The organism is Kitasatospora sp. NPDC004615, from assembly GCF_042873545.1.
In the GTDB taxonomy this organism is placed as follows: domain Bacteria; phylum Actinomycetota; class Actinomycetes; order Streptomycetales; family Streptomycetaceae; genus Kitasatospora.
Genome location: NZ_JBIALQ010000006.1, coordinates 191766 through 204664 on the forward strand (window position 1 = coordinate 191766; position 12899 = coordinate 204664).

The window sequence follows — 12899 nt, forward strand, 5'->3', positions numbered from 1 at the left end:
GGCCGGGGGTCAGCCGAAGCTGAGGTCGGCGCAGAGGTCGCTGTCGGCGGGCCGGGTGTTGTCCGTGATGCCGTTCGGGATGGTGGACGGGATGGTGCCGGCGGAGGCCCCGGCGTCGGGAATGCCGGGGGTGTCGGCGCCGGCCCGGTCCTGGCCGACGGTCAGGGTGATGCCATCGCTGCCGGAGGCGGCGCGGAGTTCCGCACCGGGGTAGAGCCGGGCCAGGCGTTCGGCGGCGGGGCGCTGGTCGGGCGCGTACTCGATCAGCGTGGTGTTCCGGGCGGGCGTGTTCTCGGCGATGGTGACGTTGCGGTACCCGTTGCCGCGCAGCGCGGTCGCGGTGCGTCCGGCCAGGCCGGGCGACTTGGCGGCGTTGTGGACCGTGATCGGCACGTCCAGGTTCGCGCTGTCGGGGCTGCCGGTGGCGGACGGGCTGGCCGAGGCCGAGGGGTCGGCCGACGCGGAGGCGCCTGCCGAGGCGTCGGCCGAGGCGCCGGCGGACGGGCTCGCGGTGTCGCCGGTGAGTCGGCCGTCCAGGGTGCGGTCCTGGCGGAGCAGGTCCCACAGGATGCCGGCGTCCGGCTGCACGATGGCGACCCGGGCGCCCTGGAAGCGCCAAGGCAGGGTGACGAACTGGATGTCGGCGAGCTTGATGTTCTGCAGCGACTGGGCGAACTCGGCGAGCTTGTACGGCGATCCGAGGTCGGGGTCGACGGTGAGCGACTTGGTGGCGGCGTCGGCCAGCGGCAGCAGGGTGGTCAGGTCGAAGCCCTCGCCCTGCACCTTCTTGATCAGCGAGGACATGAACGCCTGCTGACGGCGCATGCGGCCGATGTCGGAGCTGTCGCCGAGGCCGTGCCGGGCGCGGACGTAGTCGACGGCCTGCTGCCCGGCGACGGTCTGCCGGCCCTTGGCCAGCTGGATGCCGTAGGAGTTGACGTCGTTGGGCACGCATACGTCCACGCCGCCGACGGCCTCGGTGATGGAGGCGAAGCCCTTGAAGTCGACGACCAGGGTGTGGTCCACCCGCAGGCCGGTCAGCTCCTCCACGGTGTTCTGCGTGCAGGCGGGGTTGCCGTCCTTGAACTCGCCGATGGTGAAAGCCGAGTTGAACATCTGGCTGGCCCGGGCGGTGGTCCACCGGCCGTCCGCGAGCCGGCACGGCGGGATAGTGACCAGGGTGTCCCGGGGGATCGACACGCCGACGGCGTGTTTGTGATCGGCGTAGACGTGCAGCAGGATCGCGGTGTCGGAGTGCCCGACTCCCACGTCACCGCCGCCGAGGTCGCCGTTGCCGTCGCTCCGGGTGTCGGAGCCGAGCAGCAGGATGTTGACGGGGTGTCCACCGGTGGGCGCGGGAGGCCCGGCCGGCGGGCGGGTGGAGGCGATGCCTTCCGGGGCGAAGGTCGTGATGTTGTGGTCGAGCCGCTGGTAGTACCAGGCGCCGAGTCCCGCGGCGACGACCACCATGACGGCGGCGGTCGCCCCGAGACCCTGGGCTATTCGGCGGCCTCTGCGGCGTCGTGGCGAGGCCGCGGCAGTGCTCTGGGTGGCGTCGGTCATCGATCCGGGATCTCTCTGCGCGCAACGGGAACTGGTGCCCGAGGGCAGGCACTTGCCGCCTCCGCGACACTGCGGACGGCGGGGCGTTCGTCACCACTTAGACGGCGCGGTGACGGGAATGGTTACACGCGAACCATCATTTCGGAGAGATTTTTCGACCCTCGAACCGGGGTACCCCCGAACCGTCCGACGCGGAGTCCGGGGGGCGGTCCGGCGGAGGGTCAGTCGCGGGCCGAGGAGTCGAGCATCCGCCGCAGCAGGTCCCGCAGTTGGGCCCGTTCGGGGGCGTCCAGCGCGGCCAGCGGCTCGCGGGCGAAGTTCAGCGATTCGCGCAGTTCGGAGGAGGCGGTGAGCCCCGAGTCGGTGGCGACGACCAGCTTGACCCGGCGGTCCTGCGGGTCGGACTCGCGGGTGACGAAGCCGCGGCCCTCCAGCCGGTCGACGATGCCGGTGACGTTGGACGGCTCGCAGGAGAGGGTCTGTGCGATGTGCCGCATCGGCATCGGCCCGCGCCGCAGCAGCGCCAGCACTTTGGCCTGCGCGCCGGTCAGCGAGCGGGCGGCGGCGGCCTCCTCGTACTCGCGGTGGAAGAGTCCGACCAGGCGTGCCATGAGGTCGACGACCTCCACGGTGATCGGGTCGGCGGTCGGAATCGGTGCCTGCTCCATGACCTGCTCCTTCTCCATGGCGCCGAGTCTAGCTGAACAGTTGACAACATGAACCTTTCATCCACAGGATTACTTGAGCCGCTGAATGTTTCAGGTTGATAAGGAGCGTGTGATGGCACAGCAGGACCTTCCCGCCACCGGCCGCGAATGGCACCTGGCCGCCCGCCCGCAGGGCTGGCCGGTTCCCGGCGACTTCGCCCTGGTCGAGGCCCCCGTCCGGCAGCCCGGTCCGGGCGAGATCACCGTGCGCAACGCCTACCTGTCCGTCGACCCGTACATGCGCGGGCGGATGAACGACGTGAAGTCCTACGTCCCGCCGTACGCGCTGGGCGCGCCGATGGACGGCGGTGCGGTGGGCCACGTGGTCGCCAGCAACGCCGAGGGCTTCCAGGTCGGCGACGCCGTGCTGCACGGGCTCGGCTGGCGCGAGTACGCCACCGTGGACGCGGCGCGCACCGTCAAGGTCGACCCCGAACTCGCCCCGCTCTCCGCCTATCTGGGCGTGCTCGGGATGCCCGGCCTCACCGCGTACGCGGGGCTGCTGGAGGTCGCCTCGTTCCGCTCCGGCGACACCGTGTTCGTCTCCGGCGCGGCCGGCGCGGTCGGTTCGCTGGTCGGCCAGATCGCCCGGCTCAAGGGCGCGAAGCGGGTCATCGGCTCGGCCGGCTCCGCCGAGAAGGTCGCCACCCTGGTCGACGACTACGGCTTCGACGCCGCCTTCAACTACAAGGACGGCCCGGTCGCCGAGCTGCTCGGCCGGGCTGCCCCCGACGGCATCGACGTCTACTTCGACAACGTCGGCGGCGAGCACCTGGAGGCCGCGATCGGCGCCCTGCGGGTGCACGGCCGGGCCACCCTGTGCGGGGCGATCGCCCAGTACAACGACACCTCCGCCCCGGCGGGGCCGCGCAACCTGGCGCTGGCCGTCGGAAAGCGCCTTCGCCTGCAGGGCATGCTGGTCAGCGACCACAGTGCGCTGCGCGGCCAGTTCCTCGAGGAGGTCGGCGGCTGGCTGCGGGACGGCTCGCTGCGCTACGACGAGACCGTGGTCGAGGGCGTGGAGAACGCCGTGGAGGCCTTCCTCGGCATGCTGCACGGCGCCAACATCGGGAAGATGGTCGTACAGGTCTGAACGGCGCAATAGCTGATGATGTGACAGCTTTTGCTGCGTCAACCCGCCCCCGCCGGATGCGCGATCCGGTGGGGGCGCGCGTTTAGGTCCGTTCGGGGGAGGTGGGCGCTGTGGGGGTAGACCTCCCGGGGGAACCGACTAGCATGGAGGGAAAGCTTGTCCGTTTTGCTCGATTTGATGACCTAATGTCGAATAAGTTGAGCGTCACGGGGTAGCCACTGGTCCGTACCGACCGGCGACGGCGCGAGGCAGCTGGGGAAGGCGACCCTCGTCCACAGCCAGGAGGTCCCGGTGACGACACGTGGTGTGCTCTACATCCACTCCGCGCCACGCGCGCTGTGCCCGCACGTCGAGTGGGCGGTGGCGGGCGCCCTCGGGGTGCGGGTCAACCTCGACTGGATCCGGCAGCCCGCCGCGCCCGGCCACTGGCGGTCCGAACTCTCCTGGCAGGGAGAGCCCGGCACCGCCTCCAGGCTCGCCTCCGCGCTGCGCGGCTGGCAGATGATGCGCTACGAGGTGACCGGCGAGCCCTGCGCCACGGCCGAGGGCGAGCGGTACTCCTCCACGCCCAGCCTCGGCATCTTCCACGCCGTCACCGGCATCCACGGCGACATCCTGATCCCCGAGGACCGGCTGCGGGCCGTGCTGCTGCGCTCCCGCAGCGAGGGCAGCGACCTGGAGACGGAGATCGGCCGGCTGCTCGGAAAGCCGTGGGACGACGAGCTGGAGCCGTTCCGGTACGCGGGTGAGGGTGCGCCGGTGAGGTGGCTGCACCAGGTGGTGTGACCCGTAGCGGCGCGGAGACGGGACCGGCCCGGCACTCGATCGGAGTGCCGGGCCGGTCGCGCAGTTGTTCGCGCGGGTGTCTCAGACGGTGGTGTCTCAGACGCTGCGGAAGGCCAGGACCACGTTGTGGCCGCCGAAGCCGAAGGAGTTGTTGAGGGCGGCGATGCGGCCCTCGACCGGGAGCTTGCGGGGCTCGTCGCGGACGATGTCGGCCTCGATGTCGTCGTCCAGGTCGACCACGTTGATGGTCGGCGGGGCGATCCGGTGGTGCAGGGCGAGGACGGTGGCGACCGTCTCGATGCCGCCGGCGCCGCCGAGCAGGTGGCCGGTCATCGACTTGGTGGCGGAGATCGCCACGTGCCCGAGGTGCTCGCCGAGTTCGCGGCTGAGCGCCTTGACCTCCGCGGTGTCACCCTGCGGGGTGGAGGTGGCGTGCGCGTTGACGTGCACGACCTCGGCCTTGTCCAGCTCGTTGCGGTCGAACAGGTCGGCGATGGCGCGGGCCACGCCGGCGCCGGTCGGCTCCGGCTGGGCGATGTGGTGGGCGTCCGAGGACAGGCCCTGGCCGATCGCCTCGCAGTACACGCGGGCACCGCGGGCGGCGGCGTGCTCGGCGGACTCCAGCACCACGACGCCGGCGCCCTCGCCGAGGACGAAGCCGTCACGGGCCTTGTCGTACGGCCGGGAGGCGTGCTCGGGGTCGTCGTTGTTCTTGGACATCGCCATCATGTTGGAGAAGGCGACGATGGGCAGCGGGTGGATCGCCGCCTCGGTGCCGCCGGCCACCACGATGTCGGCGCGGCCACTGCGGATCATCTCGATCGCGTAGCCGATCGCCTCGGCACCGGAGGCGCAGGCGGAGACGGGGGTGTGCACGCCGGCCCGGGCGCCGACCTCCAGGCCGACGTTGGCGGCCGGGGAGTTGGGCATCAGCATCGGGACGGTGTGCGGGGAGACCTTGCGGACGCCCTGCTCCTTGAGCACGTCGTACTGGTCGAGCAGGGTGGTGACGCCACCGATGCCGGAGGCGATGACCGCGCCCAGACGCTCGGGGGTCAGCTCGTTGGAGTCGGCGGTGGCCGGGCCCTCGAAGCCGGCGTCCTTCCAGGCCTCGCGGGCGGCGATCAGCGCGAACTGGGCCGAGCGGTCCAGCTTGCGGGCCACCGGGCGGGGCAGGATTTCGGACGGCTCGACGGCGACCCGGGCGGCGATCCGGACCGGCAGGTCGGCGGCCCACTCCTCGGTGAGCGCGCGGACCCCGGACCGGCCGGCCAGCAGGCCCTCCCAGAATGTGGCGGCGTCGCCGCCCAGCGGCGTGAAGGCGCCGATACCCGTGACGACCACGGTGCGGTTTTCAGCAGTCACTGGTTTCTTCTTCTCTCACGTAGAGCGGGGGGCCGGACGAGCCGGACGGAAAGGGGGACGGTCGGGGCGCGGCTGGCGCGCCCCGACCGGCAGCCTGACGACTGGTCAGACGTTGGCGACGATGAAGTTCACCGCGTCGCCGACGGTCTTCAGGTTCTTGACCTCGTCGTCCGGGATCTTCGCGCCGAAGCGCTCCTCGGCGGCGACGACGACCTCGACCATGGACAGCGAGTCGACGTCCAGGTCGTCGGTGAAGGACTTGTCGAGCTCGACGTCCTCGACCGGAATGCCGGCGATCTCGTTCACGATCTCGGCGAGACCTTCGAGAACCTCGGTCTGGGTAGCCATATCGGCTGCTCCTCTTCGGTGGTGACGGCGGACGGTCCGACGGACCGCCGCGGGTTTCATGTGGTGCGGAGAAAAACGCCTAGGGGAGAGTAACGACTGCTGCGGCGTAGACCAGGCCGGCCCCGAAGCCGATGATCAGCGCCAGGTCGCCGCTCTTGGCCTCGCCGCGCTCCAGCATCCGCTCCATGGCGAGCGGAATGGAGGCGGCGGAGGTGTTGCCGGTCTCGACGATGTCGCGGGCCACCGGGATCTCGGCGGGCAGCTTCAGCGTCTTGATCATGGCGTCGATGATGCGCATGTTGGCCTGGTGCGGGATGAACGCGCCGAGCTGGTCGGCGGTGATCCCGGCGGCGTCCAGCGCCTGCTGCGCGACCTTCGCCATGTCGTACACGGCCCAGCGGAAGACCGTCTGGCCCTCCATCCGGAGCGCGGGCCACTTGATCTCCTCGCCCGCGCCGTTGACGGCGTCGGGCTTGGCGAAGGCGGTGTCCCAGGCCTTGGTCTGCGAAATCACCTCGGACTGCGAGCCGTCCGAACCCCAGACCACCTTGCCGATGCCGGGGGTGTCGGACGGGCCGACGATCGCGGCGCCCGCGCCGTCGCCGAAGATGAACGCGGTCGAGCGGTCCGACTTGTCGGTCAGGTCGGACAGCCGCTCCACGCCGATCACCAGCACGTACTCGGCGCTGCCGCCGCGCACCATGCCGTCGGCCAGGCTCAGGCCGTAGCCGAAGCCCGCGCAGGCGGCGGAGATGTCGAACGCGGGGGCGGTGCCGCAGCCGAGCCGCTGGGCGATCTCGGTGGCGATCGCCGGGGTCTGCTTCAGGTGCGAGACGGTGGCGACGATGACGCCGCCGATCTGCTCCGGAGCGATCCCGGACATCGCGATGGCCCGCTCGGCCGCCTGCACCGACATCTCGGCGACGGTCTCCTCCGGGCCGGCCCAGCGGCGCTCCGCGATACCGGAACGCGAGCGGATCCACTCGTCCGAGGAGTCGATCCAGTTCAGCACCTCGGAGTTCGGGATCACCCGGGTCGGGCGGTAGCCGCCGACCCCGAGGATGCGCGAGAACTGGGCGCCGGTGGCCGGCTTGATGGTGGCAGTCATGCGGACTTCTCCTGCTTGCCGTGCTCGGCCACGAGCTCACGGGCCCGGTCGAGATCGGCGGGGGACTTCAGGGCCAGCGTGGCGACACCCTTGACGTTGCGCTTGACCAGGTTGGTGAGGGTTCCGGCCGGGGACAGCTCGATCACGGCGGTCGCGCCCAACTGCTGCAGGGTCTCCATGCACAGGTCCCAGCGGACCGGGTTGGACACCTGCGAGACCAGACGGGACAGCACCTCGGCACCGTCGCCGACCACCTCGCCGTCCTTGTTGGACACGTACGCCACCGCCGGGTCGGCCGCCGTCAGCGTGGGCGCCAGCTTCTCCAGCCGGGCCACGCCCGGGGCCATGTGCGCGGTGTGGAACGCGCCCGCGACCTTCAGCGCGATCAGCCGCGCGCCGGCCGGCGGGTCCGCCTTCAGCGCGGCCAGCTGCTCCAGCGTGCCGGCCGCGACGATCTGGCCGCCGCCGTTGTTGTTCGCCGCGGTGACCCCGTGCGCGGCGAGCTTCTCGGCGACCGCCTCCGGGTCGCCGCCGAGCACCGCCGCCATGCCGGTCGCGGTGGCCGCGGCGGCCTCCGCCATGCCGAGGCTGCGCTCGCGGACGAAGGCCAGCGCGTCCTGCTCGGACAGCACGCCCGCCAGCGCCGCGGCGGTGATCTCACCGACGCTGTGGCCGGCCAGCGCGCCGACCGACGCGGAAACGCCCTGCGGCAGCAGCGCCTGAGCGGTCACCAGGCCGGCGGCCACCAGCAGCGGCTGGGCGACGGCGGTGTCCTTGATCTCCTCCTCGGAGGCCTCGGTTCCGGCGTGCACCAGGTCGAGGCCGGCCACCTCCGACCACTGGCGCAGCCGGTCGGCGACGCCGTCCAGTTCGAGCCAGGGGTTGAGGAAGCCGGGAGTCTGGGCACCCTGTCCAGGGGCGACGATAACGAGCACGGTTCAACCCTCTCTCGCCGGACGCCGTGGGGCGGGTAGGCGACGATGACGAAGAAAAGCACGTCGGATTGTGGATTCCCTACAGTGCGATCAGCCCTGGTCAGGCCCGGAGCCGAGACGCCCCAGGGCAAGGGCGATGCGCAGGGTGAACGCCGAACGCACGTCCGATGGAGCATAGCCGGTGACATCTGTCACACGACGCAGCCGGTAGCGCACGGTGTTCGGGTGGACGAAGAGCATCCGGGCGGCACCTTCCAGCGAGGACGCCTGCTCCAGATAGACACTCAGCGTCTCCAGGAGTGCCGAACCGGCCTCCTCCAATGGTGTGTAGATCTCCTCCACCAGCTGACGGCGCGCCACCTCGTCGCCCGCCAGCGAGCGTTCGGGCAGCAGATCGTCGGCCAGCACCGGGCGTGGCGCGTCCGGCCACGCCGAACACGCCTTCAGGCCCTGCGCGGCGGCATGCGCCGAGCGGGTCGCCGACAGCAGGTCACCGACCGTCGGACCGACCACCACCGGGCCCGGCGCGAACTGACCGATCAGCGCCCGCGCGGCGTGCACCGGCTCCTTGTCGCCGCCGACCACCACCACCAGGCGGCGGCCCAACACCCCCGTCAGCACGTGCAGCTTGGCGTACCGGGCGGCCCGCCGGATGGCCTCCACCACCAGCTCGCTGTCGCCGTCCGGGGCACTGCCCATCACGACCCGCACCTGGCTCGGCTGACCCCAGCCCAGTGCCGCCGCCCGGGACAGCACGCCCTCGTCGGCGTCCCCGGAAAGCAGCGAGTTGACGACCAGCGCCTCCAGCCGGGCGTCCCACGCGCCGCGCGCCTCCGCGGCCTGCGCGTACACCTGGGCGGTGGCGAAGGCGATCTCCCGGGCGTAGACCAGCACCGACTCGCGCATGCCCGCCTCGTCGCCGGGCGCGGCCACCTCCTCGATGGCCTCCTCCATCACCTCGATCGTGGTGCGGATCAGCTCCACCGTCTGCCGCAGCGTGATCGCCCGGGTCAACTCCCGCGGGGCGGTGCCGAACACATCGGTGGAGATCGCCTGCGGCGCCTCCGGGTGCCGGTACCACTCGGTGAACGCCGCGATACCCGCCTGCGCGACCAGACCGATCCACGAACGGTGCTCCGGCGGCATCCGCCGGTACCAGGCCAGCTGATCGTCCATCCGGGCAATCGCCGCGGACGCCAGCTTGCCCGCCGACTTCTCCAGCCGCTTCAGCGTCGCCGCCCGCAACTCGGCGCGCTCCGAAGCGAGTCGGCGCTCCTCGGCGGTCATCCGGCCGCGGCCGGGGACCGCCGCGGTACCGTTCGGCCGCGCCGGACGTTTCGCGGACTTCTTATCCGGGCCCCGGTCGGCGGGCCGCTCCTGGGCGGGCGGCTCGCCGGACGTCCGGTCGGATGCTTTGTCGGGTTTCGCTGAAGCGGATGGCACGGCACTAGCCTGCCTCACGCGGACGGGTGCTCGTGCACACCCCGCGCCGAGAAGACCGGTGGCACCCGTCACACCGGCTACCGTGGTGCCCGTGAGCGTGGATTCCTCGCCCCAGGACGGGCACCCCCTCGAAACCGCCGCACCCGCGTCCGGGGCCGGACGGAAGGAACGCGGCCGCGCCGACCTGCGCCGGGCCGGCGAGCGTTACCTGTCGGAACCCGCCGAAGGCATCACCACCCTTCACGCGTTCTCCTTCGCCGGGCACTACGACCCGAAGAACACATCTTTCGGGGCGCTGCTCGCCTGCAACGAGGAGACGCTCGCCCCCGGCACCGGCTACGACACGCACCGGCACACCGACACCGAGATCGTCACCTGGGTGATCGACGGCGCGCTCGCCCACCGCGACGACGCGGGCCACGCGAGCGTGGTCCGGCCCGGCATGCTCCAGGTGCAGTCCGCGGGGGCGGGCATCAACCACACTGAGCGGAACCTCGGCGGGGCGGAGTCGTCCGTGACGTTTCTTCAAATGTGGCTCCAGCCCGATCAGTTCGGTTCGGAACCGGGGTTCGGGCTGCGGTCGGTTGCGATTGAGGACGGGCTGACGTTGCTCGCTTCCGGGCGGCCCGCGGACGACGCGCTGCGCCTGCGGCGGGCGGACGCAGCGCTCTGGCTGGTCCGGGCCGGTGCGTGGGCGGCGTTGCCGGAACTTCCGGCCGCGCCCTACCGGTACGTGCACGTGGTGTCGGGCTCGGTCGGCTATCGGACCGTTCCCGGTCCGCAGGGCGGCGGGCGGTCGGCGAGCGCCGGCGACGCGATCCGGATCACGGGGGATGCGTTCGCGGATCCGACGGCGGGGGAGAACGGCGTGGAGCTGCTGCTCTGGGAGATGCACAGTCCGTTGCAGTACGGGTGAGACAGCGCGTGGGCGCGAAAACAGGGGCGCGGGGAACTGCGCGACAAGCGCACACCACGCCCGTAAGGTCGCGATCAAGTGCAGGTCATTGTCCTGCGTCGCGATCTTGCGGTGAGGTGCCTTCCGCTTCGCGCAGTTCCCCGCGCCCCTGGTGGTGCTCTCCCAGGCTTCGCACCCCTTACATCTCGGAGAGAACCGCGTCGCTGAGCTGGGGCCAGACCTCCGCTGCCCACGGGCCGAAGTCGCGGTCGGTGAGGGCGAGGCAGGCGAGGTCGGCGGTGGGGTCGACCCAGAGGAAGGTGCCGGACTGGCCGAAGTGGCCGAAGGTGGCGGGGGAGTTGGTGGTGCCGGTCCAGTGCGGGGTCTTGTGGTCGCGGATTTCGAAGCCGAGGCCCCAGTCGTTGGGGCGGCGGTGGCCGAAGCCGGGCAGGACGCCGCTGGTGCCGGGGAAGGCGACCTCGCGGGTGGCGGTGTGCAGGGTGGCGGGGTCGAGCAGCTTGGGGGACTGGAGTTCGGCCGCGAAGCGGGCGAGGTCGGCGGCGGTGGAGAGGCCGCCCGCGCCGGCGGGCGCGCGGTGGGCGGTGTTGATCAGGGTGGCGTGCATGCCGAGCGGCTGGAAGACGGCTTCGGCCGCGTACTGGGCGAACGGGATGCCGGAGGCGTGTTCCAGGGTGGCGGCGAGGACTTCGAAGCCGGCGTTGGAGTAGAGGCGGCGGTTGCCGGGGGCGGCCATCACGCGGTGTTCGTCGAAGGCCAGGCCGGAGGTGTGGGCCAGCAGGTGGCGGACGGTGGAGCCGTCGGGGCCGGCCGGGTCGTCGAGTTCGAAGACGCCTTCCTCGACGGCGATCAGTGCGGCGTACGCGCTGAGCAGCTTGGTGACGGAGGCGAGCGGGAACAGGTGGTCCTGCGGGCCGTGTGCGCCGAGCAGGGCGCCGTCGCTTCCGCGTACGACCGCCGCAGCGGCGTTCGGTACGGGCCAGTCCTCGATCATCCGCAAGCTCTGCATGGGCCGAACTCTAAACGACGGTCCGGGAGATCCGGTGTGCCAGGCTTGCTTGGAGTGCGCTCCAACTGAGTAGCGTCGGAGCCGTCGTCGAGAGCGGGGGTCGGGCAGGATGGCGGAGTTCGCCCAGCGGGATTCTCAACTGTCGGGCTGCGAGCAGGCGTTCGGTGCGCCGAGTGCGGTGCCGGACCGGACGCCGCGGCATCCGATCAGCGAGGTGTCCGCGATCAGCGGGCTCACTGCGCACACGCTGCGCTGGTACGAGCGGATCGGCCTGCTGGACCGGGTGGACCGTTCGCACGCCGGCCAGCGCCGGTACAGCGACGCGGACCTGGCGCGGCTGGCGTTCCTGACGAAGCTCCGGCTGACCGGGATGCCGGTGGCCGACATGGTCCGGTACGTCGAGCTGGTGCGGGACGGGGACGCCACCCGGGCCGAGCGCCGGCAGCTGCTGGTGGACCACCGGGCGGAGGTCCGGCAGCGGCTCGCGGACCTGCACGCCACGCTCGCCGTGATCGACCGGAAGATCGATCTCTACGGCGAGCCGGCCGCACCCGTTCCGGGCGACGACGCGACTGAGACGACGGCCGATTATTCGATCGAGGACAGGAAGAGCGCATGAGCAGCATCGAGACCACCCGGCTCGGCAGCAACGGCCCCGTCGTGGGTGTGCAGGGCCTGGGCTGCATGGGGATGAGCGAGTTCTACGGGCCGACCGACACCGAGGAGGCGCTGGCCACCCTCGGCCGGGCGCTGGAGCTCGGGGTGACCCTGTTCGACACTGCCGACATCTACGGTTCGGGCGCCAACGAGGAGCTGATCGGTCCGTTCGTCCGGGCGCACCGCGAACAGGTGGTGCTGGCCACCAAGTTCGGGATCGAGCGGCGCGCCGACGACCCGAGCTACCGGGGCGTCAACAACGAGCCGGCGTACATCCGGCAGGCGGTGGACGCCTCGCTGCGGCGGCTCGGGGTGGACGAGATCGACCTGTACTACATGCACCGCCGCAACCCGGAGGTGCCGCTGGCCGAGTCGGTCGGGGCGATGGCGGAGCTGGTCGCGGCCGGCAAGGTGAAGCACCTGGGTCTGTCCGAGGTGACCGGTCCGGAGCTGCGGGAGGCGTACGCGGTGCACCCGATCGCGGCGCTGCAGTCCGAGTGGTCGCTGTTCGCCCGCGGCCCGGAGCGCACCGCGGTGCCCGTGGCGGCCGAGCTGGGCGTCGCGCTGGTGCCGTACTCGCCGCTCGGCCGGGGCTTCCTGACCGGGGCGTTCGCCAACGCCGAGCAGCTGGGCGCGGACGACTTCCGCCGTCACCTGCCGCAGTTCACCGGTGCGAACGCGGTGGACAACGCGGAGCTGGTCGAGCCGATCCGGAAGGTCGCCGCGGAGCGCGGTGTGACGGCCGCCCAGGTCGCGCTGGCCTGGCTGCAGCAGCGGGCCGAGGTGCACGGCCTGACGGTGGTGCCGATCCCGGGCACCCGCAAGCGCAGCCGGCTGGAGGAGAACGCCGCCGCGACCGCGCTGAAGCTGACGGCGGCGGAGCTGGCCGAGCTGGAGCCGATCGGCGGCCGGGTGCAGGGCCCCCGCTACGCGGACATGAGCGCCACCTCGGACGCCCGCGAGGTGTGACGT

13 protein-coding genes are annotated in these 12899 nt (G+C 71.7%); 5 read left to right on the forward strand and 8 right to left on the reverse strand.

Annotated elements, in window-relative coordinates:
- Positions 1-9 precede the first annotated feature (9 nt).
- Together ACFYS8_RS21995 and ACFYS8_RS22000 are read right to left on the reverse strand one after the other, a co-directional pair.
- Entirely contained in the window at positions 10-1563 is a 1554-nt protein-coding gene (locus tag ACFYS8_RS21995; RefSeq protein WP_387643193.1) for an LCP family protein, read from the reverse strand.
- A 221-nt stretch (positions 1564-1784) separates the two neighbouring features.
- Positions 1785-2249 carry a MarR family winged helix-turn-helix transcriptional regulator gene (locus ACFYS8_RS22000; RefSeq protein ID WP_387643194.1) on the reverse strand — a complete coding sequence of 155 codons (465 nt, stop codon included), beginning with the start codon at positions 2247-2249 and terminating at the stop codon, positions 1785-1787.
- A 94-nt stretch (positions 2250-2343) separates the two neighbouring features.
- Between ACFYS8_RS22000 and ACFYS8_RS22005 the strand changes: the two genes are divergently transcribed.
- Entirely contained in the window at positions 2344-3363 is a 1020-nt protein-coding gene (locus tag ACFYS8_RS22005; protein WP_387643195.1) for an NADP-dependent oxidoreductase, read from the forward strand.
- 291 nt (positions 3364-3654) lie between these two features.
- Positions 3655-4149, forward strand: a complete 495-nt coding sequence (locus ACFYS8_RS22010) for a DUF3145 domain-containing protein (protein WP_387643196.1) — start codon at positions 3655-3657, stop codon at positions 4147-4149.
- 96 nt (positions 4150-4245) lie between these two features.
- On the opposite strand, the gene fabF is transcribed toward ACFYS8_RS22010, so the two are convergent.
- The 5 genes from fabF to ACFYS8_RS22035 form a co-directional block, all read right to left on the reverse strand.
- Positions 4246-5514: a beta-ketoacyl-ACP synthase II gene (gene fabF / locus ACFYS8_RS22015; RefSeq protein WP_387643197.1), complete on the reverse strand. Its 1269-nt coding sequence runs from the start codon at positions 5512-5514 to the stop codon at positions 4246-4248.
- Between the two features lie 105 nt (positions 5515-5619).
- Positions 5620-5862, reverse strand: a complete 243-nt coding sequence (locus tag ACFYS8_RS22020; RefSeq protein ID WP_073812203.1) for an acyl carrier protein — start codon at positions 5860-5862, stop codon at positions 5620-5622.
- Positions 5863-5941: 79 nt separating this feature from the next.
- Positions 5942-6970: a beta-ketoacyl-ACP synthase III gene (locus ACFYS8_RS22025; RefSeq protein ID WP_387643198.1), complete on the reverse strand. Its 1029-nt coding sequence runs from the start codon at positions 6968-6970 to the stop codon at positions 5942-5944.
- A complete protein-coding gene (locus ACFYS8_RS22030; RefSeq protein ID WP_387643199.1) occupies positions 6967-7905 on the reverse strand; it encodes an ACP S-malonyltransferase in 939 nt (312 codons plus the stop codon). The genes ACFYS8_RS22025 and ACFYS8_RS22030 overlap by 4 nt, the downstream gene beginning before the upstream one ends.
- A gap of 90 nt (positions 7906-7995) precedes the next feature.
- A complete protein-coding gene (locus tag ACFYS8_RS22035) occupies positions 7996-9192 on the reverse strand; it encodes a PucR family transcriptional regulator (RefSeq protein ID WP_387643200.1) in 1197 nt (398 codons plus the stop codon).
- A gap of 247 nt (positions 9193-9439) precedes the next feature.
- Here ACFYS8_RS22035 and ACFYS8_RS22040 point away from each other — a divergent pair, with 247 nt between their 5' ends.
- Positions 9440-10264: a pirin family protein gene (locus tag ACFYS8_RS22040; protein WP_387643201.1), complete on the forward strand. Its 825-nt coding sequence runs from the start codon at positions 9440-9442 to the stop codon at positions 10262-10264.
- Positions 10265-10442: 178 nt separating this feature from the next.
- On the opposite strand, the gene ACFYS8_RS22045 is transcribed toward ACFYS8_RS22040, so the two are convergent.
- Positions 10443-11270 (reverse strand): serine hydrolase domain-containing protein, encoded by an 828-nt coding sequence (locus tag ACFYS8_RS22045; RefSeq protein ID WP_387643202.1) that lies wholly within the window; start codon positions 11268-11270, stop codon positions 10443-10445.
- Positions 11271-11379: 109 nt separating this feature from the next.
- Between ACFYS8_RS22045 and ACFYS8_RS22050 the strand changes: the two genes are divergently transcribed.
- Positions 11380-11889 carry a MerR family transcriptional regulator gene (locus ACFYS8_RS22050; RefSeq protein ID WP_387643203.1) on the forward strand — a complete coding sequence of 170 codons (510 nt, stop codon included), beginning with the start codon at positions 11380-11382 and terminating at the stop codon, positions 11887-11889.
- The gene (locus ACFYS8_RS22055; protein WP_387643204.1) at positions 11886-12896 is read left to right on the forward strand and encodes an aldo/keto reductase; all 1011 of its coding nucleotides are present in this window, start codon (positions 11886-11888) and stop codon (positions 12894-12896) included. The genes ACFYS8_RS22050 and ACFYS8_RS22055 overlap by 4 nt, the downstream gene beginning before the upstream one ends.
- The last annotated feature ends 3 nt before the right edge of the window (positions 12897-12899 follow it).